37 protein-coding genes are annotated in these 25,268 nt (G+C 66.9%); 35 read left to right on the top strand and 2 right to left on the bottom strand.

The features are described from left to right. The first annotated feature begins 6 nt into the window (after positions 1-6). The 13 genes from VO57_015545 to VO57_015485 are packed head-to-tail and all read left to right on the top strand — an operon-like array spanning position 7 to position 6,460. Entirely contained in the window at positions 7-987 is a 981-nt protein-coding gene (locus VO57_015545) for an AAA family ATPase (protein XBL69529.1), read from the top strand. Next, entirely contained in the window at positions 984-1,145 is a 162-nt protein-coding gene (locus tag VO57_015540; protein ID XBL69528.1) for a hypothetical protein, read from the top strand. Before VO57_015545 ends, VO57_015540 begins: the two co-directional genes overlap by 4 nt. Next, on the top strand, positions 1,142-1,534 hold the full coding sequence (locus VO57_015535) for a helix-turn-helix domain-containing protein (protein ID XBL69527.1): 393 nt from the start codon (positions 1,142-1,144) through the stop codon (positions 1,532-1,534). The genes VO57_015540 and VO57_015535 overlap by 4 nt, the downstream gene beginning before the upstream one ends. After that, positions 1,521-2,228 (top strand): regulatory protein GemA, encoded by a 708-nt coding sequence (locus VO57_015530; protein XBL69526.1) that lies wholly within the window; start codon positions 1,521-1,523, stop codon positions 2,226-2,228. The genes VO57_015535 and VO57_015530 overlap by 14 nt, the downstream gene beginning before the upstream one ends. Continuing rightward, positions 2,225-2,530 (top strand): hypothetical protein, encoded by a 306-nt coding sequence (locus VO57_015525; GenBank protein XBL69525.1) that lies wholly within the window; start codon positions 2,225-2,227, stop codon positions 2,528-2,530. Before VO57_015530 ends, VO57_015525 begins: the two co-directional genes overlap by 4 nt. Continuing rightward, positions 2,527-2,889, top strand: a complete 363-nt coding sequence (locus VO57_015520) for a hypothetical protein (GenBank protein ID XBL69524.1) — start codon at positions 2,527-2,529, stop codon at positions 2,887-2,889. Before VO57_015525 ends, VO57_015520 begins: the two co-directional genes overlap by 4 nt. Continuing rightward, on the top strand, positions 2,886-3,302 hold the full coding sequence (locus VO57_015515) for a hypothetical protein (GenBank protein ID XBL69523.1): 417 nt from the start codon (positions 2,886-2,888) through the stop codon (positions 3,300-3,302). The genes VO57_015520 and VO57_015515 overlap by 4 nt, the downstream gene beginning before the upstream one ends. A gap of 55 nt (positions 3,303-3,357) precedes the next feature. After that, the gene (locus tag VO57_015510; protein XBL69522.1) at positions 3,358-4,005 is read left to right on the top strand and encodes a glycosyl hydrolase 108 family protein; all 648 of its coding nucleotides are present in this window, start codon (positions 3,358-3,360) and stop codon (positions 4,003-4,005) included. Further along, the gene (locus VO57_015505; protein XBL69521.1) at positions 4,002-4,694 is read left to right on the top strand and encodes a hypothetical protein; all 693 of its coding nucleotides are present in this window, start codon (positions 4,002-4,004) and stop codon (positions 4,692-4,694) included. Before VO57_015510 ends, VO57_015505 begins: the two co-directional genes overlap by 4 nt. Next, positions 4,691-5,131 (top strand): hypothetical protein, encoded by a 441-nt coding sequence (locus VO57_015500; GenBank protein XBL69520.1) that lies wholly within the window; start codon positions 4,691-4,693, stop codon positions 5,129-5,131. Before VO57_015505 ends, VO57_015500 begins: the two co-directional genes overlap by 4 nt. Beyond that, a complete protein-coding gene (locus VO57_015495; protein XBL69519.1) occupies positions 5,128-5,562 on the top strand; it encodes a hypothetical protein in 435 nt (144 codons plus the stop codon). Before VO57_015500 ends, VO57_015495 begins: the two co-directional genes overlap by 4 nt. Continuing rightward, positions 5,559-5,867, top strand: a complete 309-nt coding sequence (locus VO57_015490) for a hypothetical protein (protein ID XBL69518.1) — start codon at positions 5,559-5,561, stop codon at positions 5,865-5,867. The genes VO57_015495 and VO57_015490 overlap by 4 nt, the downstream gene beginning before the upstream one ends. After that, entirely contained in the window at positions 5,864-6,460 is a 597-nt protein-coding gene (locus VO57_015485; GenBank protein ID XBL69517.1) for a phage protein Gp27 family protein, read from the top strand. Before VO57_015490 ends, VO57_015485 begins: the two co-directional genes overlap by 4 nt. A gap of 11 nt (positions 6,461-6,471) precedes the next feature. Here VO57_015485 and VO57_015480 read toward each other — a convergent pair whose 3' ends face one another. Continuing rightward, a complete protein-coding gene (locus tag VO57_015480; GenBank protein ID XBL69516.1) occupies positions 6,472-6,714 on the bottom strand; it encodes a hypothetical protein in 243 nt (80 codons plus the stop codon). 116 nt (positions 6,715-6,830) lie between these two features. Here VO57_015480 and VO57_015475 point away from each other — a divergent pair, with 116 nt between their 5' ends. Genes VO57_015475 through VO57_015460 form a run of 4 tightly spaced genes read left to right on the top strand, consistent with a single transcriptional unit; the run spans position 6,831 to position 11,548 of the window. After that, complete coding sequence (locus tag VO57_015475) at positions 6,831-8,429, top strand: terminase family protein (GenBank protein ID XBL69515.1); 1,599 nt, start codon at positions 6,831-6,833, stop codon at positions 8,427-8,429. Further along, positions 8,426-8,641, top strand: a complete 216-nt coding sequence (locus tag VO57_015470) for a hypothetical protein (protein XBL69514.1) — start codon at positions 8,426-8,428, stop codon at positions 8,639-8,641. The genes VO57_015475 and VO57_015470 overlap by 4 nt, the downstream gene beginning before the upstream one ends. Further along, positions 8,638-10,812, top strand: coding sequence for a phage portal protein (locus VO57_015465; protein ID XBL69513.1), 2,175 nt, complete (start codon positions 8,638-8,640; stop codon positions 10,810-10,812). Before VO57_015470 ends, VO57_015465 begins: the two co-directional genes overlap by 4 nt. 13 nt (positions 10,813-10,825) lie before the next feature. Further along, positions 10,826-11,548, top strand: a complete 723-nt coding sequence (locus VO57_015460) for an HK97 family phage prohead protease (GenBank protein ID XBL69512.1) — start codon at positions 10,826-10,828, stop codon at positions 11,546-11,548. A gap of 133 nt (positions 11,549-11,681) precedes the next feature. Here the strand turns inward: VO57_015460 and VO57_015455 are convergent, their stop codons facing one another. Beyond that, positions 11,682-12,047 carry a thermonuclease family protein gene (locus VO57_015455; GenBank protein XBL69511.1) on the bottom strand — a complete coding sequence of 122 codons (366 nt, stop codon included), beginning with the start codon at positions 12,045-12,047 and terminating at the stop codon, positions 11,682-11,684. Positions 12,048-12,210: 163 nt separating this feature from the next. On the opposite strand from VO57_015455, the gene VO57_015450 reads away from it, so the two are divergent. The 18 genes from VO57_015450 to VO57_015365 all read left to right on the top strand — a co-directional run bounded on the left by VO57_015450 (position 12,211) and on the right by VO57_015365 (position 25,268). Continuing rightward, entirely contained in the window at positions 12,211-13,536 is a 1,326-nt protein-coding gene (locus VO57_015450; protein ID XBL69510.1) for a phage major capsid protein, read from the top strand. 145 nt (positions 13,537-13,681) lie between these two features. Further along, positions 13,682-14,233: a hypothetical protein gene (locus VO57_015445; protein ID XBL69509.1), complete on the top strand. Its 552-nt coding sequence runs from the start codon at positions 13,682-13,684 to the stop codon at positions 14,231-14,233. Between the two features lie 52 nt (positions 14,234-14,285). Then, the gene (locus VO57_015440; protein XBL69508.1) at positions 14,286-14,885 is read left to right on the top strand and encodes a helix-hairpin-helix domain-containing protein; all 600 of its coding nucleotides are present in this window, start codon (positions 14,286-14,288) and stop codon (positions 14,883-14,885) included. After that, positions 14,882-15,112, top strand: a complete 231-nt coding sequence (locus VO57_015435; GenBank protein XBL69507.1) for a hypothetical protein — start codon at positions 14,882-14,884, stop codon at positions 15,110-15,112. Before VO57_015440 ends, VO57_015435 begins: the two co-directional genes overlap by 4 nt. Next, entirely contained in the window at positions 15,112-15,678 is a 567-nt protein-coding gene (locus VO57_015430; GenBank protein ID XBL69506.1) for a hypothetical protein, read from the top strand. Before VO57_015435 ends, VO57_015430 begins: the two co-directional genes overlap by 1 nt. A gap of 187 nt (positions 15,679-15,865) precedes the next feature. Next, positions 15,866-16,213, top strand: a complete 348-nt coding sequence (locus tag VO57_015425) for a hypothetical protein (protein XBL69505.1) — start codon at positions 15,866-15,868, stop codon at positions 16,211-16,213. Further along, complete coding sequence (locus tag VO57_015420; GenBank protein XBL69504.1) at positions 16,213-16,350, top strand: hypothetical protein; 138 nt, start codon at positions 16,213-16,215, stop codon at positions 16,348-16,350. Before VO57_015425 ends, VO57_015420 begins: the two co-directional genes overlap by 1 nt. Then, positions 16,350-16,853, top strand: a complete 504-nt coding sequence (locus VO57_015415; protein XBL69503.1) for a hypothetical protein — start codon at positions 16,350-16,352, stop codon at positions 16,851-16,853. The genes VO57_015420 and VO57_015415 overlap by 1 nt, the downstream gene beginning before the upstream one ends. Then, positions 16,850-17,278, top strand: a complete 429-nt coding sequence (locus VO57_015410) for a hypothetical protein (GenBank protein ID XBL69502.1) — start codon at positions 16,850-16,852, stop codon at positions 17,276-17,278. The genes VO57_015415 and VO57_015410 overlap by 4 nt, the downstream gene beginning before the upstream one ends. Before the next feature lie 12 nt (positions 17,279-17,290). Beyond that, positions 17,291-17,899 (top strand): hypothetical protein, encoded by a 609-nt coding sequence (locus VO57_015405; protein XBL69501.1) that lies wholly within the window; start codon positions 17,291-17,293, stop codon positions 17,897-17,899. 31 nt (positions 17,900-17,930) lie between these two features. Continuing rightward, the gene (locus VO57_015400) at positions 17,931-18,449 is read left to right on the top strand and encodes a hypothetical protein (protein ID XBL69500.1); all 519 of its coding nucleotides are present in this window, start codon (positions 17,931-17,933) and stop codon (positions 18,447-18,449) included. Further along, on the top strand, positions 18,446-18,673 hold the full coding sequence (locus tag VO57_015395) for a hypothetical protein (GenBank protein XBL69499.1): 228 nt from the start codon (positions 18,446-18,448) through the stop codon (positions 18,671-18,673). The genes VO57_015400 and VO57_015395 overlap by 4 nt, the downstream gene beginning before the upstream one ends. Further along, a complete protein-coding gene (locus VO57_015390) occupies positions 18,666-20,957 on the top strand; it encodes a hypothetical protein (protein XBL69498.1) in 2,292 nt (763 codons plus the stop codon). Before VO57_015395 ends, VO57_015390 begins: the two co-directional genes overlap by 8 nt. Further along, a complete protein-coding gene (locus VO57_015385; GenBank protein XBL69497.1) occupies positions 20,954-21,649 on the top strand; it encodes a hypothetical protein in 696 nt (231 codons plus the stop codon). Before VO57_015390 ends, VO57_015385 begins: the two co-directional genes overlap by 4 nt. After that, positions 21,646-22,281, top strand: coding sequence for a hypothetical protein (locus tag VO57_015380; protein ID XBL69496.1), 636 nt, complete (start codon positions 21,646-21,648; stop codon positions 22,279-22,281). Before VO57_015385 ends, VO57_015380 begins: the two co-directional genes overlap by 4 nt. Continuing rightward, entirely contained in the window at positions 22,278-22,703 is a 426-nt protein-coding gene (locus tag VO57_015375) for a hypothetical protein (GenBank protein XBL69495.1), read from the top strand. The genes VO57_015380 and VO57_015375 overlap by 4 nt, the downstream gene beginning before the upstream one ends. After that, positions 22,696-24,585: a phage tail protein gene (locus tag VO57_015370; protein ID XBL69494.1), complete on the top strand. Its 1,890-nt coding sequence runs from the start codon at positions 22,696-22,698 to the stop codon at positions 24,583-24,585. Before VO57_015375 ends, VO57_015370 begins: the two co-directional genes overlap by 8 nt. Next, a complete protein-coding gene (locus tag VO57_015365) occupies positions 24,585-25,268 on the top strand; it encodes a hypothetical protein (GenBank protein XBL69493.1) in 684 nt (227 codons plus the stop codon). The genes VO57_015370 and VO57_015365 overlap by 1 nt, the downstream gene beginning before the upstream one ends.

The following is a 25,268-nucleotide window of genomic DNA, read 5'->3' as shown; positions in this document are numbered from 1 at the left end:
GGGATCATGATCAACGTAAGCCAACTTCCGATCAATGACGACGACATCGAAGACATCCGGCTGTGGGGTATTGCCCACCGCGAGGCGACCGATCCGCCGATTCCCTGGGCGCGCTATGCCAAAGCGGTCGGGATCGCGGAGAGCACCCTCCAGGCGTTCCTGAAGGGCAGCTACAAAGGCGACAACGCCAAGTATGCGCGCAAGCTGTTCGGTTATCGTCAGACGATCGAGGCGCAGACCAAGCGGCAAGAGAAGCTGCCGATCAACCCCGGCTTCTTCGAGACCGAGACTTCGGTGCGCCTCGAAGGCCTGCTGTTGATGGCCCATGAAGGGCGGATCACTGCCGCAGGCACCGGCCCCGGCACCGGCAAGACGATGTCGATCCGCGAATACAAGCAGAAGGCACCCAACTGCTACGTCGCGACGATGCGGCCCAGCTCGCAGCGGGTGCTGCCGATGATCCAGCAGGTGCAAAAGGCGCTGGGGATGCCGGGGCTGCGGATGCCGACGCGGGACGCCTCGCAGATGGTGATCGACAAGCTGATCGATCGCAAGGCGCTGCTGGTGGTCGACGAAGCCAACTACCTTTCGATCGAGGCGATCGAGGAGCTGCGCAGCTGGCATGACGAAACCGGCGTGGGCATTGCGCTGTTCGGAAACGAGGAGCTGATCGCGCAGATCGAGAGCGGCGGTAAGTCCGACCAGCTGGCGCGGCTCAACCGCAGGATTTCGCACCGGCATATCCAGAAGGTGCCGACCGAAGGTGATGTCGAGACGTTCTGCGATGCCTGGGGGATCAAGCAGGGCGACATGCGCGGTTATCTGCGCAGGATCGCGCTGACACCGCATGCAGGCGGGCTCGGCGAATGCCAGCAGCTGATCGAGGCGGCTTCCCTGATCGCCGATGGAGAAGACCGCGAGTTCCTCTCCGTCACGGACCTGCGCGATGCGCAGATGGCGCGTTCAACCCGCTGGGTGAAGGCATGATCCGCGTGTTTCGTGAGCTGCGCCGCTCTGTGCGCGAATATGATGCGCTGTTCGGTCGCGGTGCGACCGCGCGCGAGGCGCTGACCGTGTTTTCAGCCACGCTCTCATTTTACGTGCTGAGCATCCTCGCCGCATATGCCCTCGGAGAGGCGCTGTGAACGCCGTGGCCCCGGTCCTGATCGGCCCGCAGGTCGATCAGAGCGATCCGCCCGCCGAGACGTCGGAGGCGATCGCGTTCGTCGATTTCGCGCTGAGCTACGTGATGCAGGAGACCCGCGTTTCCCGAACCGAGATGGAATCGCGCCGCAGGACCCCGCACCTGGTCAACGCGCGTGCAATGTTCGTGTGGCTGGTCAAGCACCTGCGCCCCGGCATCAGCTATCCCGCAATCGGGCGCTGGATCGGCGACCGGGACCACAAGGGGCTGATCAACCTTCAGACGCGCGCGGCCCACCTGCGCGCGAGCGATCCCGAGTTCAAGCGCGCCAGCGATGCCTTCGTGCAGGCCTGCCGCTGCGCGATGGAGGTGCCCTATGCCTGCGACTAAGGCAGCGCGTCCCGCCAGCTTCGATCGCACCCAGCAGGCGCGCCGTGCGATGCTGGCCAAGGTGCATATCGCGCGCAAAGAGCTGCGCCTGGACGAAGACGACTACCGCCAGATCATCGCCGACGAGACCGGCAAGACGAGCGCTGGCGACTGTTCGGCAGACGAGCTGGATGCAGTGCTGGCGCGGTTCAGGGGCCGGGGATGGCAACCGGCCACGAAGGCCGGGCGAGCCAAGCGCGCCCAGCACCCGATGGCGAAGAAGGCGCGCGCGCTGTGGATCTCGCTCTACCAGCTGGGCGAGGTGCGCGACCGGAGCGAGGCAGCGCTTGAGGCCTTCGCCAAGCGCCAGCTCGGCTGCGATCGGCTGGTCTGGGCGCGCCAATCGGATGGCTATCGCCTGATCGAGGCGCTGAAGAAGATGGCGGCGCGTGGCGGCTGGAGCCAGACAGACACGGACGGCAAGAACCTGAGTGTCCGCGACCTCAAACGCGGATTGTGCGAGGCGATTCTCGCCAAGCTGGTCGCCTGCGGGGAAGTGCCCGCACACTGGACGATCGACATCGCCGCGCACCGGCTGTGCGGCATCGACACCGGCTCCGGCAGGTTCGCGAATGCGGAAGGTTTCGACGATCTTGCCGAAGCGTTGGGGCGCAAGTTGCGCGAAGCCGACCCGAAACTGCGGGGCGCGTCGTGAGCCAGCATCTGCCGATCGCCGAGGCCAAGCAGCTGGTCGCGACCAGGGCGCTTGCCCCGCTGGCGCGGGCTTACGCCAGCCAACCGCGCGACCCGCTCAATTTCTACGCCCCGCAATGGCGCGAGCGACTGCGGAACGCGGAAGCCGAGGTGATCGAGACGCTGAGAGCGGCAGGCGCTCGGATCGATGTTTTCGAGGATGGGCGGGTGCGCATCCTCTTCGCGGGCGTCTGGGCAAGCTCCCGGCAGAGCCTGCGAAAGGCTCTCCAGCACTGGAAGATCAACGCGGAGGCGAAGCAATGAGCGAAGAACTGAAGATGGCGATCGTCGCGGTGCGTCGGCACGGGCTGGAGCCGTTCGAGAAGGTGGTGGCGGCGATGCCGCAAAGCCTCATTGGCCCGGCGTATGCTCGCTGGGTTCGAAGGCAGGCGCGTGTGACCGCTGAGGTATGTGAACGGCTCCGCAAGCAGGGCGCAACTATCGACGTCTCCCAGAAAGAGGTTCGGATCGTGTTCGGCGGGATCGAGGCTCGCTCTTACCTCGGTCTTTTGCAGGCGCTCGTAAACTGGCGCTCCAAAGCCGCCAAGCAAATGCGCGCCTACAATCGCGCGGACCTGAATGTCGCTGTGGTTGCTCCTGTCTTGGGCGATCCTGTGCGATGAACGACAACGGCCCCGCTACCGACGATGAGGAAGTGCGCCTGACCGGCGTGCTGACCGACATCGCGCGCGTGGCGGGGCGGGATGCGGCGATCGCGATCGCGCGCAAGTTCGGCGGGGTGCGGATGTATTTCCCGCTCAAGCCGTCGAAGGACAGCTGGCTGGCCAAGACGGTCGGCCAGGAGAAGGCGCAGGCGATCTGCGACGAGCTGACCGCCGGGCGCTGCGGCCTCGAATATGATCTGCCGCTGGGGGCCTTCGGGCACCAGGAGACTACGCGGGCGAAAGTGGACCGTCTGCTGGCCGAAGGGCGCACCCAGCGTGACATTGCGCTCGCCACGCGATACAGCGAACGCGGAGTGCGCAAGCGCGCCGCCATCCTGCGGGATCGCGACCCCGACCTCTTCGACGACTGACCACAGGAACGCGTTCCGGGTCCCGGCATAACGGGATTTGCCGCATCCGGGCGGCATGGCGACCGAAGACATCGACCCCAACAAGCCGATCGTGGTGAAGGCTTTCACCGACCGATACCTGCGCGCCTTCGCGCACCTTCTCGGCATCGAAGGCGGCTACGTGAACGACAAGGTCGATCGCGGCGGCGCGACCAAATACGGAATTTCGCTGCGGTTCCTCGCGACCGAAGGCAAGCTAGACGATGATGGCGACGGTTTCGCCGACTTCGATCTCGACATGGACGGCGACATCGACGGGGCGGACATCCGCGCCCTGACCATCCTCGACGCGAAGATCCTCTACAAGGAGTGCTTCTGGAACCGGCTCGACTGCGGGAGCTTCCCCGAGCCGATCGGCGAGATGCTGTTTGATCAGGCGGTCAATGGCGGGCTGAAGGCGGCGGCGAAGCTCCTTCAGCGGGCGCTCAATGCGATCACGCGCGAGAAGCGCTTCCGCACGATCCCGCTGAAGGTTGACGGCGCGATCGGCGATCTGACGCGCGACCGGCTGGACACCTACCTCGCCCGGTTCGGCGAGGAAGCGATCGTAGAGGCGTACCGCCAGGCGGTGAAAGATCGCTACCACGCGATCGTCCGCGCCAACCCAAGCCAGGCGAAGTTCCTCCGGGGCTGGCTCAACCGGGCCGATCGGCTCGGTCGATGAACGCGATCCCAATCCTAAGCGGCCTCTTAGGCGTCGGTAAATGGCTGCTCAGCGGCCTCTGGAAACTGCTCGGCAAGTTGCTTGACTGGCTGCTGGCGGACTTTCGCCATGTGGCAATCTTCGTGCTGGGGATCGCCGCCGTCTGGCCGCAGCTGGTCACTATCCCTGGCCTGAAGGCAGACGCGAGGATCGAAACCGCCCGCGCCGATCGCGAGGCGGAGAACGCCGACGCCTGGATGGCCTGGGGCGAGGAGTGGAAGCAAGGTTACAGCGACTTCGTCCAGCTGGTGATGGCCGCGCAGATCGCTGCCGCCGAAGCCGACCGCGCCAATATCGCGCGGGTCGAGGCGGAGTTTGCCGCCATCAACGAAAGGACCGCCGATGATTACGAAGCCCGGCTTGCTGGCAGCGCTGCTGCTGCTGAGCGCCTGCGCGACCGCCTCGCCCGAGCCGAAGCCGACGCTGCCCTCGCGGGTGGAAGTGGCGGCGGTGACGCGGGAGAGCCCGTCGATCTCACCGCCCGATGCCAGGCTTTTGGAGCCGCCGACTGTGACGGACTTCTACGGCAGCTTCCGTGGGTCCTCGCCGAAGCCCAGGCCAACACCGACAAGCTCGTCCCCCTCCAGCGGTGGGTCGCCAGCTCCGCGCTGATCGACTTCTCCGGCAACGCGGAGGAGCCCGCGCAGTGAGCGAGCCGCTGAGCTTCCCGCAGTTCCTGCTCGGCTGGGTGCCCGCGCTGGCCGCGAGCAGCGTGGTGCCCGACGCCGCGCCGCCGCTGGCCGATGCGATGCTGGTGGTGATCGGCGGGGTGCCGGTGCCGCTGGTGACATGTGCTCTGGGCCTGCTGGGCGTGCTGATGGCGCGCCCGCTCGCCCGCAAGAGCGAGAGCGCCCTGAGCTGGCCGCTGTTCGCGCTGGTCAGCGCGATCATGCTGATCTTGGTCGAGCTGTGGATCATCGAGAGCCGCCCCGGCTGGCTGTTCGCGTTCGTGATCGCGCTGGGCCTCGGCTTCTCTGGCTATTCGCTGATCGAGCTTCTGGGGGACCAGATGCGCGACTTCATCAAGGACATCGTGGGCAAGGCGCGTGGTGCGATCGGCCTGGGCAAAGACGGAACGGACACATGATCGGCCCCTATCTCGAACTCCTGATCATCGCGATCATCATCGGCGGCATCGTGTTCCTGGTCTGGAGGGGCGGTGCGGCAAACCCGGTGGGAACGGGCAAGCTGCTGCACGATGTCAGCAGCATGCGGCAAGAGCATATCGCCCACGGGCGGAGGCTGAAGAAGCTGGAGCAGGCGGCGGCGTCGGCGGAGGATGTCGATCTGCTGCGCGCTGCCTTCGAAAGGCAGCAAGGCCGGGTCGAAGCGATCGAGCGCGAGGTTGCTGAGGTGGCGCAGATCGCAAGGTCCACTGCCGAGAGCGTGCGGGCGATCGATTCTCGGCAGGACGTGATGGCGACAGACCTCGCCGCCGCGCGGGCCGACATCAGCAACTCGGCGCAGCAGATCGGGCTGATCTATCAGGTGATCGTGCCGAAGGGGATGCAGGGATGAGCTTCAAGAACGACCTCGCCGAAGCCATCGCCGCAGAGGCGCGGCTGCGCATTCTCCAGCAGCTGGCCGAGCAGAATGACGGGCAGCTCTCGATCGTGATGCTCAAGCGCGTGCTCGACAGTTTCGGGTATCGCCGCGATCGCGACTGGATCGAGACCCAGCTGCGCAAGCTGGAGGCGGTCGGCGCGGTCGAGCTGTTCGCACCGGGCGGCACGATGGTCGCCCGCATCGCGCGCGCCGGTCGCGACCATATCGAAGAGCGCAGCGTGCTGGGCGGCGTGGCGCGACCGAGCGAAGCCGAATGACCGGGCGCGCCCGCCAGGGTCGCGGTCGGCTATCGTCGATTGACCTGCTGCCCGATGTCGCCGAGGAGGCGATCGTCTGGGCGCTGGAGCAGCTGCGCGAGCGCAAGCTGCCGCAAAACGTGATCCACGCCGAGTTCAACGAGAAGTTGCTCGACCTCAATGCCGAGCACGATCTCGACCCGCCGATCGAGCCGATCAGCAAGAGCGCCTTCAACCGCTATTCGGTGCGCAAGGCGATGATCTTCCGCAAGCTGGACGAGGCGCAGACGATCGGCGCGGAGCTGGTTCATTCGATGGACCCGAAGACGCCCGACGATGTGACCATCGCGGTGTCCGAGCTGATCAAGGCGGCGGCGTTCGAAATCCTCGAAACCAAGACGCCCGATCCCAAGGGTCTGATGGAGCTGAGCCGCGCGGTCTCCGGCGCGGTCGGCGCGCAGAAGGCGAGCGCGGAATATCGCAACCGGCTGGAGCGTGAGGTGCAGGCCGCGAAAGCGGAGGCGGCGAAGAAGATCGGCGAGCTGGGCAAGAAGAAGGGCGTTTCGCCCGAGGCGATGGCGGCAATCAACGCGGCGCTTGGGGTGCAGCCGTGAGCTGCGACAGCCTACCGCATCGGACAGAAGTAGCCGCGCGCGTTGTGGTAGAACTGGTTCCTGCCGTTGCACCCTGGCGTCAGACGGCAGGGGGTCGCCTTGCCCCACAGATCGAAGTCGACGCCCTTCACTTCGGCAACCCGATCAAGATCGATCTCCCGGAAGGCGGCGTTGCAGGTGTCGCACCAGACCCGCGCGCGTACGCCATGTTCGATCATCAGGCCCACGGTCGCGACAGACGGCGGTCGGTTCACCAAAGGGGATCGCATCGCGCCCCATTGAAAACGGGCGAAGAACGAGTCAACGGCGATGCGGGCCTGCCGGTCGGGGCCAGCGCGAAAATCCGCCGCGCCTTCCCAGGGGCGAAGTGATGAAGCTACGCGGCAACGCCAAGGTCATCCCCGCCGATCCCAAGGCGATCTTCCTGCCGTTCCAGTCGCGCTGGATCGCGGATCGCTCGCGGATCAAGCTCTGCCAGAAGGGCCGCCAGCTCGGCTTCACCTGGGCGACGGCCTACGACAATGTTTCACAGACCGCCCTTGCCACTGCCACGGTCGACGAGTGGGTCAGCAGCCGCGACGATATTCAGGCGCAGCTCTTTCTGGAGGACTGCAAGTTCTGGGCAGGCAACATGCAGATCGCCGCCGACGATCTGGGCGAGCAGATCCTCGACAATGATGCGCGCCACACCGCGTTTACCCTGCGCTTCGACAATGGTCACAAGATCAACTCGATGTCGTCGAACCCGAACGCGCAGGCCGGTAAGCGCGGCGGGCGCACTCTGGACGAGTTCGCGCTGCATCCCGATCCGCGCAAGCTCTGGTCGATCGCCTATCCCGGCATCACCTGGGGCGGTTCGCTGAAGATCATCTCGACCCACCGGGGCAGCCACAACTTCTTCAATCAGCTGATCCGCGAGGTGAAGGAAAAGGGCAATCCAAAGGGGATCAGCCTGCACACGGTCACCTTGCAGGATGCGCTCGACCAGGGCTTCCTCTTCAAGCTGCAGCAGGCGCTGCCGGAGGAAGACGAGCGGATCGCGATGGACGAGGCCGCCTATTTCGACTTCATCCGCAAGGGCGCAGCCGACGAAGAGAGCTTCCAGCAGGAGTTCATGTGCAAGCCGGCAGACGATGATGCGGCCTTCCTCGAATACGGCCTGATCGGCGCGGCGGAATATGCCGAGGGCATCGCCTGGACGGTCACCGAAGGCGGCACGCTGTATGCCGGGATCGACATCGGGCGAAAGAACGACCTCACCGTCCTGTGGGTGGTCGAGAAGCTGGGCGACGTGTTCTACACCCGCCACGTCGAAGCGCTGCGCAACATGCCCAAGGGAGAGCAGGAGAAGGTGCTGTGGCCGTGGGTCGAGCGCGTGCTCGCTTCTGGTGGCCGCGTGGCGCAGGATTACACCGGGCTCGGCATCGGCTGGGGCGACGATGCGCAGGCGCGCTTCGGCAAATACCGCTACGAGAATGTCAGCTTCACCGCGCAGACCAAGGAAGCGCTGGCCTACCCGGTGCGCGGGGCGATGGAGGACAAGCGGCTGCGTATTCCCTACGACCCGGCCATCCGCGCCGATCTGCGCAGCGTGACCAAGTCCACCACCGCAGCGGGCAATATCCGCTTCACCGCCGAGCGCACGCCCGATGGCCACGCGGACCGCTTCTGGGCGCTGGCGCTGGCGATCCACGCGGCCAGCGGCGAAAGCGCTGCGCCCTGGCGACCGGTTCAACAGTTCGAGCAGCCTAGCAGGCCGCTCAACAGCTCCGACAAGCAGGCGCTCAAGTACGTTCTGAATACTGGGCAGAGCGTCACGATCGAACAGTTCGACGATGATCACGAGCCGATCGGGCCGATGTTGAGAGAGGTGCTGGTGCCCAAGTACATGGCACCGGGAGCGGACGGTCAGCTGAAGCTGACCGCCGACGGCCTACGAGAAACGGAAGAGCACTGGATACCGGCATGAAGCAAGGCACGCACAATCTCGGCAGGCATGACGACACGATCGTCTTTGCGCAGATCGACGAGACCGGGCGGGTGACGCTGGCCGATCCGGCCCGGCCCGACGCTCGCATCCGGCTGGCACCCGAACAGGTGAAAGCGCTGCGGGATCTGCTGAATGCGCAAATTCCCCTCACGCCCGCCCAGGCCCAAGCGCTGCTGGAGCTGCTGGCATGAACGCGCTGACCAAGGGAATCGCCGCGGGCTTCGGGCGGATGCTCGATTCGGTGCGCGAGATGCGCCATCCGGGGCAGGCCACGCTGTTCGCCTCGCTGCTGCGCCGCACGCGGTTCGATTATGCGAGCGAGGTGGGCGACGGGCTGGACGCGAGCGTCGTCACCGCGCCGGTGATGTGGATGCAGCGATCGATCCCCGAAGCCACGCTGGCGATGCGCGAGATCAAGGCGGATGGCGCTCACGAGGATCTGCACGATCACGAGCTGCTGGAGCTGATGCGCAGCCCCAACCCGTTCTACGGCGACATCGCGCTGTGGGGCGCGATCGTGCTGTCCTTTCTGATCGATGGCAATTCCTACCTGATCAAGGTCAAGAACGCGGCGGGCAAGCCGGTGCAGCTGTGGTGGGTGCCGTGGTGGATGATCGAGCCGCACGCGCCGATCGACGGCGGCGACTTCATCCAGTTCTACCGCTACACGCCCGGCACCGGCGCGGGCGTGATGCTGCTGGACCCGGACGACGTGGTCCACTTCCGCAACGGCATCAACCCGCGCAACATGATGAAGGGCCTGAGCCCGATGCAGGGGGTGCTGCGCGAGATCTTCAGCGATCTCGAAAGCAGCAACTTCATCGCCAGCCTGCTGCGCAACATGGGCGTGCCGGGCACGGTGATCAGCCCGAAGGGCGGCGCAATGCCGACGCCGGAGGATGTCAGCGCGACCAAGGCGTGGTTCCAGCAGGCCTACGGCGGAGACAATCGCGGCAAGGCGCTGGTCATGGGCGGGCCGACCGAGGTGCAGAGCTTCGGCTTCAATCCCGACCAGATGAACCTGAGCTACGGCTCCAACCGCGCCGAAGAGCGCGTCTGCGCGTGCATCGGCATCCCGGCTGCCGTGGTCGGCTTCGGCGCGGGGCTGGAGCAGACGAAGGTCGGTGCGACGATGGAGGAGCTGCGCAAGCTCGCCTGGCACAACGGCGTGCTGCCGCTTGGTCGCCAGCTGGTCGACGAACTCCAGCGCAGCCTGCTGCCCGACTTCCAGCGGGCGCAATCGCAGCGCGGGCGCAGGATCGAGCTTTACTGGAACACGGACGACGTGCTCGCCCTGCAAGAGGACGAGGACAAGCAAAGCGCCCGCAAGCTGAAGGAACTTCAGGCCGGGGCGATCACGCTGCACGATTACCTGACCGAGACGGGCCGCCCGGCGGACGACAGCCACCGGCTCTACATGCGACCGATCAACATGATCATCGAGCCCGAGGACCGGCTTGGCAGGATGCGCGAGCGCGAGCAGGCGGCTGCGCAGGACACGCCGAAGGGCGCGAAGGCTCTGCCGCCCGCCCAGGTCAAGCATTCGGAGACGTGGCTGCCCGAAGACGCGGACACCGCGACCGAAGACGAGATCGCTCGGGGCGAGCGTTTCGTCACCCGGAATGAGGCAGCGTTTAGCGGCCTCTCAGCCGCGTTTGAGCAGGACCTTAAGCCCCTGTTCGAAGGCTGGGGGGATCAGGCGGGGCGGGTCGCGCTGCAAGTGCTTGAAGCGCGTGAGCTAGGCCCCAAGGCCGCGCGCCCTCCGCAAACCAAGGCCGCGAACGATCAGCTGGTGCAGGAGATCATCGACCTGCTCAACGTCGAGGCGTGGGATCGCCAGCTGTCCGCCAAGTACCAGCCCCAGTACGTCCAGATCGCGCGAGACGTTGCCGAGGCGATCGAGCAGTCAGGCTATGGCACGATGCTGCCCGATGCGCGGATGCTGGAGGTGATCGATGCAGGCGGCACCCGCGCCGGGCTGATCGACCTGGACGAACAGACCCGCGCCGCGCTGTTCAAGGCGCTGACCGAGGGCCGCGCGGAAGGCGAAGGCGTGAACGCGCTGGCCAACCGGATCGCCAACATGATCGAGGGCGGGCCGTTCAAGGATGCCGCCACGCGCGCCAAGGTGATCGCCCGGATCGAGACCAAGCACGCGCAGAACATCTCGACGCTGGAAAACGGCAGGTCGAACGGCTTCAGCCGCTTCATCGTTTACGACGGGCGGCTGGGGCCGGATCGATCGGAGCCCGCGCACATCGCGCGCAGCGGATCGATCGTCAGCTACGAAGACGCGATGACCATGACCATCAACATGCGGCCAAACTGCACGCTGAGCTTCGCGCCGCACGTCGAGTTTTAGGAAGGACCTCCCGATGCAGACCAAGAACCTGACCGTCACCGAGATGGGCGAGAGCGGCAAGGGGCTGGCGTTGATCGCCGACCTCACCGGCGTGGACAGCGACGGCGATAGCTACGAGCCCGGCGCGTTCTCGTGGAAAGAGCAGTGGGTGCCCCTGCTGCCCGCGCACAACCGTTTCGCCATGCCGTTCGGCAAGGCGCGCGTGTTCGAGGATGGCGATGCCGCCTATGCCGAGCTGCACCTCAACCTCGACACGCAGGTGGGCAAGGAATGGCACTCGGCTCTCCAGTTCGATCTGAAGACCGGCAACGCCGTGCAGGAATGGTCCTACGGCTATGACGCGATGCGCTTCGACAAGGTGATGCGCGGCCTTGCCGAAGGCCGACACCTGAAGCAGCTCGACGTGCAGGAGGTCTCCACCGTGGTGCGCGGCGCTGGTCGCGGAACGCGCACGGTCGATATGAAGGGCCTCAAGGCAGCGATGAAGGAAGGCGACTTCAGCACCATTACCCAGCAGCTGGGCGTGATGGCGGCGACGATCGATGCCGATCCGGCCAAGCTGAGCGCGACCGGGCTGAAGCAGCTGGGTGAGATCCACGCCAACCTGGGCACCGTCCTCGCGCTGGCCAATCGCGATCCGGAGGCCGAGGCGAAGGCGGCGGCGGAGATCGAGCAGATGGCTTCACTCCTGTTCGCCCGCGATGCGATCCGGCGCGCCGAAGCCTTCATCGGCTGAGACGCCCTCAGAAGCCCCAGAACGGCTTCGAGGGTACGGACGCCCCGGAAAGTTCGTCGAGGCACCCCTTAACGCGCCTTAAATGGCTCTCAGCAGGGTTTTGGATTGGAGGCGTCCGGTGATGGCGCGCAGGTCAGCCGCAGGGATGCCGTTCGCCCCGATACGCTTCGGCGAGCCCCTCACGCAGCAGCGCCTGCCCGACATCGCCCCGCGCCGTTTCGATCCGCGCCAGCGTGCGCCCGAAACAGTCGTGGCCGTCGCGGCGGATGATCACCGCCTCGCCATCGAGCAGCGCGACCAGACGAGCGCGTGCCAGGATCGCCCGGCGGCGTTCGTCCGGGTCGGTCGCGTCCAGCTCTGGCGCGTCGATCTCCAGCAGCCTGATCTTCTCCCGATCGATCCACACCGTATCGCCATCGTGGACGCAGGTTTCGCGGCGCGCGGGCGGCGGTGGGCAGACGGCGATCGCGAGGGCGGCGGCTGAGAGCAGGAGCGACATTGCGACTGTTTCCGCGATCGGGTTTGCCAGATCAAGCCAATCGCTCTAGTCCGGATGCAACCCGCCACCTGCGCCGCACCCCGGCCACAGGAACGCGTTCCGGGTCCCTCCACTTCGGCACCATCGGCAAAGCGGTCTTCGTAATTCACACGGAGACAACGCAATGGCCGGTATCAAGGATCTCTCGCTCAAGCAGGCGGAGGAAAAGCTCGCCACCATCCAGGACGAGATGGGCAAGGTGCTGACGGAGGCGAAAGCCGACGACGGCAGCCTCGACTTCAATAAGGTCACCTTCTTCGGCGACAACGTCAAAGGCTCGGTCGCGGTGGCCGAGAAGTTCAAGCAGAAGGACGCCGAGGCCAACGAGCTGGGCGAGCACATCGACACGCTGCGCGGTGCCGAGAAGGCGGCGCAGAACTACGAAGCGCGCGAAAAGGGCCTGCGCAACTTCCCGCTGCCCGGTGCTGGTGGCCAGGGTGGGCTGCCCGCCAACCAGGGCCAGTTCAAGTCGATCGGCGAGCAGGCGATCGAGACCAAGCAGTTCAAGGATTGGATCGGCAACGGATGTCACGGGCATGTGGTCTTGCCGTTCGAAAAGGCGCTTGCGTCTGATTACCTCGCACGCGGCGCACGCGGCGAGACGATTGGCAGCAAGGCGCTGATGTCGACCACCTCGGGCTTCGCGCCCGAAAGCATCCGGATGCCGGGCTTTGTCGAAATGCCGACCCGCCCTGTGCAGCTGATCGACATCCTGCCGGTCAACCGGACCAGCAAGGATGTCGTGAAGTACATGGAGGAAACCACCCGCACGCACGGCGCAGGTGCGACTGCCGAAGGCGGGACGTACAAGGAAAGCGCGTTCGCTTTCACCGAGCGGACCAGCGACGTGCGCAAGATCACGGACAGCATTCCGGTCACCGACGAGCAGTTCGAAGACGTTCCGCTGATCGAAGGCTACATCAACAATCGCCTGCCCTTCGGCATCCGGCAGGAGCTGGACCGGCAGGTCGGTGTGGGTACTGGCACTGCACCCGAGCTGCGCGGGATCTTCAACACTCCGGGCATCCTCACCCAGGCGAAGGGTGCCGGCCCGGTGATGGACGCCTTCTTCAAGGCGATGACCAAAGTCCGCGTCAACGGGCGCGCGATGCCGACGCACCACCTTATCCATCCGCTCGACTGGCAGGAAATCCGCCTGACGCGGACCGCAGACGGCGTCTACATTTTCGGCGCGCCCACCGAAGCGGGGCCGGAGCGTCTCTGGGGCCTCGGCGTCGTTCAGTACGAGCCGATGGGCCAGGGTCGGGGCATGACCGGCAGCTTCCTGGCTCCGTATATCGAGCTGGTCGAGCGCCGCGGCGTCGACATTCAGGTCGGCTACGTCAACGCCCAGTTCGCAGAGGGCAAGCGCACGGTGCGTGGCGACATCCGTGAGGCGCTGCCGGTCTATCGCCCCAGCGCCTTCAGCGAGGTCGACCTCCAGAACTAGCCGCCTCCGGCGATCGGGCCGCGTCCGCCCGGTCGCCGCTCCAGTCGGGGCGGGTCGATGATCCCCGATCCGTCCCGGCTCTTGGTGAGGCCCGGCTTTCCCGCCCGGCAGCCAGGCCTCTCCCAGAGCTTCAGGAGACACTCACATGAAAATCGCAGGTTCGCAGGTTCGCATCCGCACGTTCGAGGCAGCGGCGATCGCGCTCGGTGGCGATGCCGACTTACTCGCCGACACCGCGCTCGATGCTGCCGAGGACACCGAAGTGCTCGCCGCCAATCTCGACGGCCAGCCCGACGTCGCGCGCAACGTGACCGTCAAGGGCAACGACGCCAACGTAAGCGGCAACGTCGTGATCGAAGGCTTCGATCTGGACGGCGCGATCATCAGCGAGACGATCGCCCTCAACGGCGCAACGCTGGTCGCGGGCAATCGCGCCTTCGCGGAGGTCACCGCAATCACCCTGCCGCCCTACGACACCGCCAACACCGAGCGGGTCCGCATCGGCCTGGGCGCGAAGATCGGCCTGCCGGTGCGCCTGAACCGCGACACGGCGATCGCCGCCTTCTTCGACAATGTGCGCGAAGCCACGCGGCCCACGGTGGCGACGTCGCTCGACACGCTCAGCGCCAACACGGTGACGCTCAACAGCGCGCTCGATGGCAGCGGCGTGCTGGTCGATTTCTACGAGACCCAGTGAGGGCAGACCACCCCGACCGACCACCCTCCATCTCAACCAGGAGACGCCTGAAATGCCCAAGCACCAGATCGCCGCCCAGCGGCTTTACCTCACCGCCGACAGGCAGGCCCTCGTCCCGGCAGGCCATGATGAAGCCGCGATCCTCTACGCCAACGAGGGCACGATCATTCCCCAATCGGCGTGCGAGATGTTCGGCCTGAAGGACGGCAAGCTGCCCGGTGGCAAGAAGGCCAGCGTGAAGGGCGGAACAAAGGCCGCGCCGCCGCCGCCGAACAAGGGCGAGCCCGCCCCGCCCAACAAGAGCGCCCCGCCGCCCCCGAACAAGGGCGCGCCGCCTCCGCCGAACAAGGCCGTGAAGGTGCCGGAGGACAAGGTGATCAAGCTGGGCGATGGCATCGCCGCCGCCGCCGATGAAGGCACGGCGAAAGCGCCCGAGCTGACCGACATCGACGGTATCGGCCCGGCGACCGCCAAGGCCCTGATCGGGGCGGGCATCGCTGGGGTCGCTGGCCTTGCCGCCGTCGACCTCGCCAACCGGCCCCAGATCGAGGGGCTGGCCAGCACCTTCGACTGGGGCAGCTCGATCGCCGCCGCCAAGGCGCTGGTCGGTTCCACCGATGACGAAGCCGCCGCGACCGGAGACGCGGCGTGACCACCACCGTCACCGTCACCACCGGCGACCACCCGGCTGCCGTGCTCGCCTTCCCGCTGAAGGATGGCGAGCCGGTCGGCGGTGAGCGCTATTCGCAGCTTGGTGTGGTGCCTCCGCAATCGCAGCTGATCTTTCACGCCGATGCCGACCAGGACATTTTGGTGCGTCAGGAGGCGCTGCCCGAGGCGGCTGCCGACTCCGACGCGCAGGCCGAGGAAGCGGCCTGATGTCGCTCCTCGATCGGGTCAAGGAACGCACGGCGAGCGATCTGCCGGACGCCGAGCTGCAAGCGATGATCGATGCGATCACCGCCGAGCTTGACGGGCGTTTCGGCCCGATCGGGGAGACGACGGTCAAGATCGGCGATCCGGGTGAACCGGCATCGAGCACGATGCGCCACCTGCGCTTGGTCAGGCCTGCCGACGCCGCGCTGCCGATTTCGATCGTCGAACGCAATCCGGGTAACTCCGGCGCGGATGGCGATCGCACCACGCTGGACGCCGACGATTTCGAGCTGCTGCACGATGGCCGCACGTTGCTGCGCCTGACCAGCGGCCCGAACGGATCGCACTACTGGGCTCCGCTGGTCGAGGTGACCTACACGCCGCAGGCCAACGCCGCCGCGCGCGAGGAGGCGACGATCAAGCTGATCCAGCTCGACCTCTCCTATCGCGGCGGGCTGAAGAGCGAGAAGGCGGGCGATTATTCGTTCACGCTGTCGGGCGACATCGCCGCCGATCGCGAGGCGATCATGCAGACGCTGGCCGACCGGCGCGGGATGGTGATGGCTTGATCGCACCCGCCATCCTCTACCTTCTCGGCGCGGCAATTGTGCTCTTTCTTAGTGCCCCTTGGGGTCACTATCAGGCGAGCACTTGGGCGGCTGCGATCGTCATTGCGATCATCTGGCCGCTAGCCGCGACTCTGCTCCTGATCGGGATGCTGGTCGATCTCATCCTCGGCCTTCGCAGGCGTCCGCGATGATCGCGCAGCGGCTCACCATGCGCGCCGCGATCGAGCGCGATCAGGCGACGGGCAAGGATGCCTGGGGCGGCAAGCCCGCACCGCAGTTCGAGACGCTGCACGCGGCGCTGCCGTGCTTCGCTTGGTCGAAGGCGAGCCGCGAGCTGGTGGACGGGGCAAAGACCGCGATGATCGAGGACGCGCGCGTGATCTTCGCGAAGGGCGCCGACGTTGCCGAGGGCGATGTCATCACCGCGATCAGCGACCGCAAAGGCACCGTTTTGATCCCCGGTCGGCTGAAGGTCGAAGGCCCGCCGCAGTTCAAGCACACGCACATCGAAGCCGCGCTTCAGAGGATCGGGTGATGGTGAAGCAGACCGATCCCGCAACCGAATGGCCGACCGAGCGCGAGCCCGGTTGCGGCCTCCTCATCCTGACCGGGGCACTCTCGCTCCCGGCTATCGTCGCGCTGGTGCAGCTCGCAAATTGGGTCGCCGGGTAATGGCCGAGCAGTCCCTCAAGTGGAACGGCGATGCGCTCAGCGCCAAGATGCGCCGCGCGCAGATCGCGGGCGTCAACGGCACGATGGCGCTGTGCGTCCAAGACGCGAAGAACGATCACGCCTGGCTCAATCGCACCGGCGTTCTCGAAGGATCGATCGACATCGCGGAAGGCGCAACCGTCGTCGCGAATGGTGTCGAGGGAACGTGGGGATCGAAGGGCGTCAAGTATGCCCGCATCCACGAACTCGGCGGCACGATCGAGCACCCGGGGGGCACGCCTTACAAGATCGTCGACGGCGGGATGGCTGTCTTCGTTTCCAAGGACGATCCCGAGGCAGCCAATTTGCCGAAGACGAAGCCGCACGAGATCGTAGTGCCTGCGCGGCCCTACCTGCGGCCTGCAGCGGACACACGATACCCCGAACTCGCCAAGAATGTGAAGGCGGCATTTGAGGCGATGGAAGGTCCCGATCTGCCGCCAGCGACAGGCGGCAAGAAATGAGCGAACCGGCCGATCTGGAAGCGGGCCTGCGCGCCTACCTGCTGGACTACGCGCCGCTCTCCGCGATCGGGGGCCGCGTCTTCGCGGGCGAGCTGCCTGCTGCCGAGACCGCCGCCATGCCGCGCGGTGCGATCGTGCTGAAGTCGAGCGGCGGCGTCTCGCTGACCGCCGAGAGCGAGAACGACCACGACACCCAGCGGATCGACCTTTTCACCTTCGGTGCGACCCCGCGCGAGGCCGGGGTGCTGATGCGGATCGCCGCGCGCGGTCTGCGCCACCTCAAGCGCGGGATCTACGGCGGCGTCCTGATCCACTGGGTCAACCCGGCGGGCGGCTCTGCCCAGGGCCGTGAGCCGGGCACCAAATGGCCGCGCCACTTCCAGTCCTTTCAGGCCCTGCACGGCCTCACTCAAGTCCAACCCTAGGAGACCTTCGCCATGACTCCCTTCGAAATCATCTGCGCCCCGCTGACGGTGTACATCGCCGATGTCGGCACCGCGTTCCCCACGCTGGACGAATCGCCCGGCGCGGGCTGGACGCTGCTGGGCACCAACGGAACCCGGTCTTACGAAGTCGGCGGGGTGACCGTCAGCCACTCCAAGACGTTCTCCAAGGTTCGCACGGACGGCGCGACCGGCCCGGTCAAGGCGAGCCTCGACGAAGAAGACCTGATGTTCCGGGTCAACATCCTCGATCTCAGCCTGGAGGCCTACAGCCACGTCCTCAACGGCAATCCGATCACCACCACGGCGGCGGGTTCGGGCTCGATGGGGTTCAAGAAGATCGGCCTTTCGCAGAGCGTGGGCCGCACCCGTGAATTCGCGCTGATCGCGCGGGGCCTGTCGCCCTACGACGAGGCGTTCCCGCTCCAGTACTGTGTGCCGCGCTGCTACGACAGCGGCAGCCCGGAACCGGTGTTCAAGAAGGGTGGCACCGGCGCTTCGCTGCGGCTGGAGATGACCGCGCTGGAGGACCTGAGCGAGGGCGTGAGCGAAGACGAACGCTTCGGCTACATCCTCGCTGGCAACGCTGCCGCGCTCGCCTGATCCACCCGACCTCTAGACCGGAGAGCCGATCATGGACCAGGCCAGCCCCGCGCCGCTGCTCGACCTCGACACGCTGACCACGCGCAATTTCATCGCGATCGACGGCCAGCGGTACTTCATCCGATCGCCCGACGAGCTGAGCGTGATCGAGAGCCACCGCTTCGTGCGCTGGGTCGATCGCGTGCAGGCGCTGCAAAAGGCGGACCCCGGCGAAGACGAGGACGCTCAGGACACGCGCTCTGCCGAGCTGGCGGAGCTGGTCGATACGATCGTGCGCGGCGCGGTGATCGATCTGCCCGATGACGTCTTCGCCAAGCTGAGCGGCACGCAGCGCTGGTCGGTGGTGGATGTTTTTACCGCGCTCCTGATGCGGCGGGCCGTCGCCGTGTCGGGAGCGATGCACAAGGCGGCGGGGACGTGGACTCCGGAGATGGAGAGCGCGCTCGGATCGATTGGGGCGAACAGCTCCCCCGGCTCCAGCGGTTCTACGGCGGAGACCCGCAAGCCTGGCTGGCTGAGCTTCCTGTCGGGCTTGTTCGCGCGTTCGTGACGATGATGCCGCGCCTCGACGCGCGTGAGCGCCTTGCGCGTGCCCAGGACGTGGCGCTGGGCAGCGGCACGATCGACGAAGACGTGAAGCGCGAGCTGCTGGAAGAGCTGACCAACCGCGCACGCGGCCCCCGGCGCGCCAAGGCGGCAACGCGGCGCGACATCGCTGGCGCGGGCATCGGCATCCGCGTGAGCCCTCCCAAGGCGGAGCCCGACAATGTCTGAGAACCTCGGCGATGCCCTGCTGACGCTGCGCACGGACGATGCGCAGTTCAACTCTGGCGTCGACAAGGCAGAGGGCCGCGCGAAGAAGCTGGGCGGCCAGCTCGACCAGACGCGTGGGCAGGCGGATCGGCTTGGCAATGAGCTGACGGAAACGGGGGCCAAGGCCTCCAAAATGGGAGACAGCTTCCAGCAGGGCGGCACGAAGGTGGTGGCATCGTCGGCTGCCCAGAAGGCCGGGATGCAGCAGCTCAGCTATCAGGTTGGCGACATTGCGACGATGTATTCGATGGGCGCGCGGCCCACTCAGATCTTCGCTTCGCAGATCGGGCAGGTCACCCAGGCGATCCAGCTCGCGACCGGAGGGGCGAGCAAGTTCGCCGCGTTCCTCGGTGGGCCGTGGGGGATGGCGATCACGGCGGGCGTGATCGTCCTAGCGCCGTTCATCGGCAAGCTGTTCGAAGCCGAGAAGGCGATGGAGGCGGTCGAGTTCTCCAGCCACGCGATGGGCGATGCGCAGGGCATCCTGGGCAGCGTGATCGACCTGACCACCGGCAAGATCAAGGATCAGACCAGCGCGCTGTGGGCGCTCGCCCGCGCGCAGGCCGTCGCCGGGCAGATCCAGGCACGCGAGCGGGCGCAGGAGCTGCGCCGCACGCTGAAGGACGCGGCGGACGAAAAGGGCGGCATCATGACCGTCGCGGGCATTCCGGTGCCGAAGCTGGGCGCGCGCGGGATCGTGGGCCTTCAGCGCAGCTCCACGCCCACCGCGAAGATCGCCCAGGGCGTGCTGGACGGCACCCTCTCTCCCGAGGCGGCGATCAAGCAGCTTCAGGCGCTGGAAGGCGCGCTGCCGGGCGACAAGCTGGGCCAGCTTCTTTCCACGGTCGCCAACCTCAATGTCGAGCAGCTCAATGCGAAGGTTTACGAGGACCTTGAGGCCGCCTTAGACGGCGATAAGGACGCGCTTGAGGGCTTCCTCAACCGGCCCGATCCGAAGAAGACCCGCACCCGCAAACCGCGCACGCCGAAGGGGCCGACCGCCGCCGAGCTGCAATCCCGGTTCGAGGGCGAGGACGTGCAGCTCCAGCGCGAGACCTTGCAGGCGAAGCTTCAGCTGGCGAACACCGCCGAAGAACGCGCGGACATCCAGGCGGAGCTGCTGACGCTGGAGCGTGACCAGCGGCTGGCCGAGATCGAGGCGAGCAAGCTCAGCGAGACGCAGAAGGAAGCGCTGCGCAAGCGGGTCGAGGAGCTGCTGGGCAAGGAAACGCCCGACGATCCGGACGGCACGATCGTGGTGGGCAAGAACACCGGCCTGCAAGGTCAGCTCGACCAGCGCGCCTACGCGGCGGAGATCGAGCGCGAGATCGCCGCGCTGGCGCAGGCCCGGTTTGAGGCAGAGACCGAGGCGCTTCAGGTGCAGCTGTCGCTGGCCGACACCGAGGCGGAGCGCAAGGCCATCGCACTCAAGCTTCTGGAGGCGGACGAACGCTATCTGGAGCAGAAGCTTCAGCAGATCCTCGATAGCCAAGTGGCGGACGACAACGCGAAGGCCGTGGCGCAGATCGCGCTCGATGCCCAGCGCGCGACCGCAGCGGGGCGGCGCGAGGAAGTTGCCCGCGCCAACGGGACCACGGTCGATCGCTACCTGCGCGACCTCAACAAGACGCCCGAGCAGATCAACGAGGCAATCGACGGGATCGCGATCGGCGGGCTGGAGACGTTGAATGACGGGCTGGTCGAGGCGCTGATGAACGCCCGATCGCTGGGCGATGTCTTCGGCTCGCTGGGCGATCTCTTCCACTCGATGACCGAGCAGATCATCGCCGACCTGCTGCGGATCGCGATGCAGCAGATGATCGTCGCGCCGATCGCCAACGCGCTGTTTGGCGCGGTGGGCGCTGGTGGCGATCGCAGCGGCGGCTTCCTGTCCAAGCTCCTGTCAGGCTTCGCAGGTCTGTTCGCGGATGGCGGGACGATTCCGACAGGGCAATTCGGCATCGTCGGCGAGGCGGGGCCGGAACTGGCCTTCGCCGCGCCGGGTGGCCTTGGCATCATGTCCAACTCCGACAGTCGCCGCGCGCTTGGCCGGGGCGGCGGTCAGAAGAGCGGCGGCGACCAGTTCACCTTCAACATGCCGGTCGATGCGACGGGAGCGGATTCAGCGGCGATCGCGCGGCTCAATTCGCGTCTCGACCGGATGGAGCGTGATCTGCCCACGACCATCGTCGGCACCGTGCGCGATGCGCAGGAGCGGCGGTTTCTGGCGGGAGGCGCGGCATGATCCTGCCTCTGCCCGAAACCCCCAGCGGGATCGCCCGCGTCAAGCTGGAGATCCAGCGGGTCGATTACGGCGCGCCGGAGGCGAGCGGACGGCAAGGCGGGGTGCAGGCCGGGTTCCCGGTTTGGGGCGTCAGGCTGGAACTCGACCGGATCGACCCGGTCAGCGCGGATCTGTGGAGCGCGTTCATCGATCGGCTGCGGGGGCGCATTCGCCGGTTCTATTGCGGCGACAGTGCGCGCCCGCGCCCGGTCGCCCACGCTTACGGCATGTTGAACCTGACGCGGGCGGGCGGCGGCGCGTTCGACGGTGCCGCGACCGGGTGGAGCCAGACGGTGGATGCGGATGGCGATGCCACGCTCACGCTGAGCGGGTTGCCCGCAGGCTTCGTGCTGACGCCGCGCGACCTGATCGGCTTCAAATGGGATGCGGACGGCGCGGCGGCGGGCACCTTCGAACGACGCACGGTGGCTCGCTGCGTTACCTCGGCAGTCGCCGATGAAGGCGGCGAAGTGAGCGTCATCGCCGAGCCGCCGCTGGATACCGAGCTGGTCCCTGCCGGAGCGATCGCCCATTTCGACGATCCGCTGTGCGTAATGCAACAGGTGCCCGAGGAGACCGACCTCGCTCCCGTGGGTGAGGCCGGGACGATGAGCAGCGGCACCATCGTCGGCATTCAGGACCTGCGGCCATGAAGTCTATCGCCGCCGCCGCCTTGGCCGCGCTGGAACGCGGCGATCCGATCGTCGTAGGCGCGGTCGAGATCGCGTCCGATCCGGTGCTGTGCGTGTGGGGCGGCTATCGCGAGATCACTTTCGACGGGCGCACCTTCGAGCCGCTACGCGATCGCACGCTGGTGCAGGTGGCGGGCGGCGCGCTGGGCGGGCAGGCGCAGTCGATCACGCTGGTGCTGTCGGGCATCGAGCCGGAAGTGCTGGAGCTGCTGGACGCGAGCGAAGTGGCCGGTGCGCCGGTCACCCTTTGGCGCACAATCTGGGATTCGAGCGGCACCCAGATGCTCGGTTACGATGTCTGGGGGCGCGGCCACCTCGATACGCTGCCGCGCGAGGAAGAGATCGGCGGCACTGCGAAGATCACCGCGACGATCGAGACCCCGGCGCGAAGCTCCGGACGGCGGGGCGCGCGGATGCGATCGGATGCGGACCAGCGCCTGATCGATCCGAACGACGGCTTCTTCAAGAACGTCGCCTACGCGGGCGAGAAGAAGCTCTACTGGGGCGGTCGCCGGGCCGATCGCGCGGGCAGCGTGCTGGGTGGTGGTGGCAGGAGCGGCGGCGGCGGCGGTGGCAGGCTGGTGCAGCGATGACGATCAACCGCGACATCCCCGCGCTGATGCACTGGATCGCGGCGCACCGTTTCCAGCCCCACAGCTGGGCGCGCGGTGGCTGCTGTGTCAGCTACGCGCTGGGCGGCGTGCACGCACAGACCGGGATCGACCATCTGGCCGATCTGCCGGGCTGGTCGACCCGAGCGGAAGCCTTGGCCGTCGCCCGCCAGCTGGGCGGGCTGACCGCAGCGCTGGATGCGCGGCTGTTGCCGATCGCGCCCGCGCTGGCGCAGCGTGGCGACATTGCCGGGCTGGCCGATCGCGCGTTCGGCGTGCGGCTGATGATCGTCGAAGGCGAATTGCTCTCCGGCCCCGGCGAGCTGCGGCAGGAGCGGCTGCCGCGCAGCGCGATGGTGCGCGCCTGGTCGGCCCTGCCAGCAGGGGAGCCCGCCAGTGAGTAAGGTTATCCAGACGATCGTCGGAGTCGGCCTCGCAGTGGCGGGTGCCATCACCGGCAACTGGTCGCTGATCCTGGCGGGCGTCTCGATGGTGGGCGGCGCGCTGCTGACACCGTCGTTCAAGGGCGGCGATCGCACGGCGGCCGCCGCGACCCTCCAGATCGGCGAGATCTACCGGGAAGCGATTGCGGGCCGGGTCGCTGTTTCCGGAAGTTTGGTCGACGCGTTCAACTTCGGCGGCGAATACGGCACCGATTGGGAAGTGCTGGTGATCGCGCTGGCGGATCATCGCTGTGACGCGCTCGAAGGCTTCTTCGTCGACGATACCTACCACACCTTCACCGGCGACGGTGCTGTGCCCGGCTTCAATAATCAGCTGAAGATTTACTGGCGCGATGGCCGATGGGATCAGGAGGTGCCGCAGATCCTGCTCGACCACGGGCCGGGATGGACGGCGAATGATCGCGGTCGCAGCGTGGCCTACGTGGTGGTCGCCTACAAGGCCGACGATCAGGCGGACGAGGATGCGGCGGCGATCTTCCCCGGTGGTCGCCCGCGCTTTCGCTTCGTGCCACGCGGGATGCGCTGCTACAGCGCCCGGCTTGACAGCAGCGTGGGCGGTTCTGGTCCGCATCGGCGGGACGATCCATCGACTTGGGAGTGGACCGAGAATGTCATCGACTGCCGCTACAACTGGGCGCGCGGGATCTACGCAGGCGACAAGGTGGACCAGCCCGAGATGCTGCTGGTCGGGCGCGGGCTCTCCGCGATCGAGGCACCGCCGCAGAACGTCTTCGCGCGCGCCAATATCTGCGACGAGCTGGTCGGCGGTGCGCCGCGCTATCGCATCGGCGCGTTGATCAGCGGTGGCGAGACCCACCTCTCGGTCGAAGAAGAGATCGCCGCCGCCTGCGCGGGCGTGATCATCCAGCCGCAGGGTGCGGTCGAGATCGATCCGGGTGCGGCGAAGGCTCCGGTGGCGCACTTCACCGATGCGGACATGGTGGTGGGGACCAAGCGCAGCTGGTCGGACATTCTCAGCCGGGGCGATGATGGCTGGGTGAACACGGTGGTGGCGACGTTCGTCGACCCCGCGCAGCGCTGGATCGAACGCTCTACCCCGCCCGCGCGCGTCCAGGCCGATCTGATCGCCGATGGTAGCCCGCGTGAGCAGCGTCTCAGATTGCCGATGGTGCCGTATTACGCGCAGGCCATGCGGGTGACCGAGATCGTGCGCCGCCTGGGCAGGCTGTTCGGTCGCGCGCAGGTCACCCTGCCGCCCCGGTTCGCCGCGATCGAGGAAGGCGACTGGGTGACGTGGCAGAGCGATCGCTATTTCGGCGGCGCGACCAAGACTTTCCGCGTTGATGCCTGGGGATCGGACGAAGGCTGGCGGCACCAGCTGACCCTGCGTGAGATCGATGCCAACGCCTTCGCCGATACCGCGACGCCGGAAGATACGGCGGTGGGCGTCCAGCAGCCATCGCCAGGCGATCTGCTCGCGCCCGGCGACACCGCCTGGACGCTGACGGGGATCGCGATCGAAGGCCCCGGCGGTTCGACGCCCGCGCTGCGCATCACCGGCGCGATCGACAGCGCCGCCGCCTCGCTGATCCGGGTGGATTATCGAGAGTTCGGCGAAACCGAATGGAACAGTCACGGCGACTTCAGCCGAGAGACCACCGCGCTGCTGATCTCCCCGGTCGCGGACCAGACGCAATACGAGGTTTCGATCCGCTACATCGTCGACGGTTTTCCAACGCCGCGCCGCGTGCTTGGCCCGGTCACCAGCGGGACGCTGAGCGCGAACGTGGGCGGATACGACGGCGCGACGATCGACAATATTCTCGGTCGGCTCAGCAGTTTGGAAGGGGAGACGCCCTGATGGGACCCGCCGAAATCATCATCGCGCCCTACACGATCTGGACAGCGCCCTACGGCACCGCTTTCCCAGCGCCTTCGCAGGCACCGGGCGCGGGCTGGCAGCTGCTCGGCAAGCGGGGGGCGCGCAGCTATTCCGAAGACGGCGTAGCGGTGCAGCACCAGCGTCAGTTCTCCACCACGCAACCCGCTGGCACGATGGGCGCGGGCTTCGGCTTCACCACGATGGGGGGCCTGCGCGTGAGGGCGCGCGTGTTGGACCTGACGCTGGAGCAGTATGCGATCGCGATGGGCGGCAACGCCGTCACCCGCACGCGACCCGAACTGGAGGCGGTCGGCATCCGCACGATCGGGCTGGTCCCGCGTATGCGCAACCCCGTGCCCTTTGCCGTGCTGGTGCGCGGCCCGTCGCCCTACGCGGAGGGCCAGCTCGCCCAGTACGAACTGCCGCGCTGCCTGGAAGATGGCGGTGGGGCGGAGGTTGTCTTCCGCAAGGGCAAGCCAGCCGGAATCGGGGTCACCTTCCTCGCTCTGCGCGACCCGGCTGCGCTGAGCGAAGAGACCGCCTTCGGACAGCTGCGCGCAGCCTATCCGGTCCAGTTGATCGAGTTCGCAGGCACCATGCAGAGCGGCGTGCTCGGCATCGACGGTTCAACCCAATCCGGCACATTCGAGAAGGACTTCTGA

This window comes from Citromicrobium bathyomarinum (assembly GCA_001306305.2).
Taxonomy (GTDB): Bacteria; Pseudomonadota; Alphaproteobacteria; order Sphingomonadales; family Sphingomonadaceae; genus Alteriqipengyuania; species Alteriqipengyuania bathyomarina.
This window is presented reverse-complemented; position numbering and strand designations above follow the sequence as displayed.

What these genes read in the sequence shown, in the direction of transcription:
- VO57_015545 (XBL69529.1), top strand. Translation starts at nt 7, where the DNA reads ATGATCAACGTAAGCCAACTTCCGATCAATGACGACGACATCGAAGAC.
- VO57_015540 (XBL69528.1), top strand. Translation starts at nt 984, where the DNA reads ATGATCCGCGTGTTTCGTGAGCTGCGCCGCTCTGTGCGCGAATATGAT.
- VO57_015530 (XBL69526.1), top strand. Translation starts at nt 1,521, where the DNA reads ATGCCTGCGACTAAGGCAGCGCGTCCCGCCAGCTTCGATCGCACCCAG.
- VO57_015520 (XBL69524.1), top strand. Translation starts at nt 2,527, where the DNA reads ATGAGCGAAGAACTGAAGATGGCGATCGTCGCGGTGCGTCGGCACGGG.
- VO57_015515 (XBL69523.1), top strand. Translation starts at nt 2,886, where the DNA reads ATGAACGACAACGGCCCCGCTACCGACGATGAGGAAGTGCGCCTGACC.
- VO57_015510 (XBL69522.1), top strand. Translation starts at nt 3,358, where the DNA reads ATGGCGACCGAAGACATCGACCCCAACAAGCCGATCGTGGTGAAGGCT.
- VO57_015505 (XBL69521.1), top strand. Translation starts at nt 4,002, where the DNA reads ATGAACGCGATCCCAATCCTAAGCGGCCTCTTAGGCGTCGGTAAATGG.
- VO57_015495 (XBL69519.1), top strand. Translation starts at nt 5,128, where the DNA reads ATGATCGGCCCCTATCTCGAACTCCTGATCATCGCGATCATCATCGGC.
- VO57_015490 (XBL69518.1), top strand. Translation starts at nt 5,559, where the DNA reads ATGAGCTTCAAGAACGACCTCGCCGAAGCCATCGCCGCAGAGGCGCGG.
- VO57_015485 (XBL69517.1), top strand. Translation starts at nt 5,864, where the DNA reads ATGACCGGGCGCGCCCGCCAGGGTCGCGGTCGGCTATCGTCGATTGAC.
- VO57_015475 (XBL69515.1), top strand. Translation starts at nt 6,831, where the DNA reads ATGAAGCTACGCGGCAACGCCAAGGTCATCCCCGCCGATCCCAAGGCG.
- VO57_015470 (XBL69514.1), top strand. Translation starts at nt 8,426, where the DNA reads ATGAAGCAAGGCACGCACAATCTCGGCAGGCATGACGACACGATCGTC.
- VO57_015465 (XBL69513.1), top strand. Translation starts at nt 8,638, where the DNA reads ATGAACGCGCTGACCAAGGGAATCGCCGCGGGCTTCGGGCGGATGCTC.
- VO57_015460 (XBL69512.1), top strand. Translation starts at nt 10,826, where the DNA reads ATGCAGACCAAGAACCTGACCGTCACCGAGATGGGCGAGAGCGGCAAG.
- VO57_015455 (XBL69511.1), bottom strand. Translation starts at nt 12,047, where the DNA reads ATGTCGCTCCTGCTCTCAGCCGCCGCCCTCGCGATCGCCGTCTGCCCA.
- VO57_015450 (XBL69510.1), top strand. Translation starts at nt 12,211, where the DNA reads ATGGCCGGTATCAAGGATCTCTCGCTCAAGCAGGCGGAGGAAAAGCTC.
- VO57_015445 (XBL69509.1), top strand. Translation starts at nt 13,682, where the DNA reads ATGAAAATCGCAGGTTCGCAGGTTCGCATCCGCACGTTCGAGGCAGCG.
- VO57_015440 (XBL69508.1), top strand. Translation starts at nt 14,286, where the DNA reads ATGCCCAAGCACCAGATCGCCGCCCAGCGGCTTTACCTCACCGCCGAC.
- VO57_015430 (XBL69506.1), top strand. Translation starts at nt 15,112, where the DNA reads ATGTCGCTCCTCGATCGGGTCAAGGAACGCACGGCGAGCGATCTGCCG.
- VO57_015425 (XBL69505.1), top strand. Translation starts at nt 15,866, where the DNA reads ATGATCGCGCAGCGGCTCACCATGCGCGCCGCGATCGAGCGCGATCAG.
- VO57_015420 (XBL69504.1), top strand. Translation starts at nt 16,213, where the DNA reads ATGGTGAAGCAGACCGATCCCGCAACCGAATGGCCGACCGAGCGCGAG.
- VO57_015415 (XBL69503.1), top strand. Translation starts at nt 16,350, where the DNA reads ATGGCCGAGCAGTCCCTCAAGTGGAACGGCGATGCGCTCAGCGCCAAG.
- VO57_015410 (XBL69502.1), top strand. Translation starts at nt 16,850, where the DNA reads ATGAGCGAACCGGCCGATCTGGAAGCGGGCCTGCGCGCCTACCTGCTG.
- VO57_015405 (XBL69501.1), top strand. Translation starts at nt 17,291, where the DNA reads ATGACTCCCTTCGAAATCATCTGCGCCCCGCTGACGGTGTACATCGCC.
- VO57_015400 (XBL69500.1), top strand. Translation starts at nt 17,931, where the DNA reads ATGGACCAGGCCAGCCCCGCGCCGCTGCTCGACCTCGACACGCTGACC.
- VO57_015390 (XBL69498.1), top strand. Translation starts at nt 18,666, where the DNA reads ATGTCTGAGAACCTCGGCGATGCCCTGCTGACGCTGCGCACGGACGAT.
- VO57_015385 (XBL69497.1), top strand. Translation starts at nt 20,954, where the DNA reads ATGATCCTGCCTCTGCCCGAAACCCCCAGCGGGATCGCCCGCGTCAAG.
- VO57_015380 (XBL69496.1), top strand. Translation starts at nt 21,646, where the DNA reads ATGAAGTCTATCGCCGCCGCCGCCTTGGCCGCGCTGGAACGCGGCGAT.
- VO57_015375 (XBL69495.1), top strand. Translation starts at nt 22,278, where the DNA reads ATGACGATCAACCGCGACATCCCCGCGCTGATGCACTGGATCGCGGCG.
- VO57_015365 (XBL69493.1), top strand. Translation starts at nt 24,585, where the DNA reads ATGGGACCCGCCGAAATCATCATCGCGCCCTACACGATCTGGACAGCG.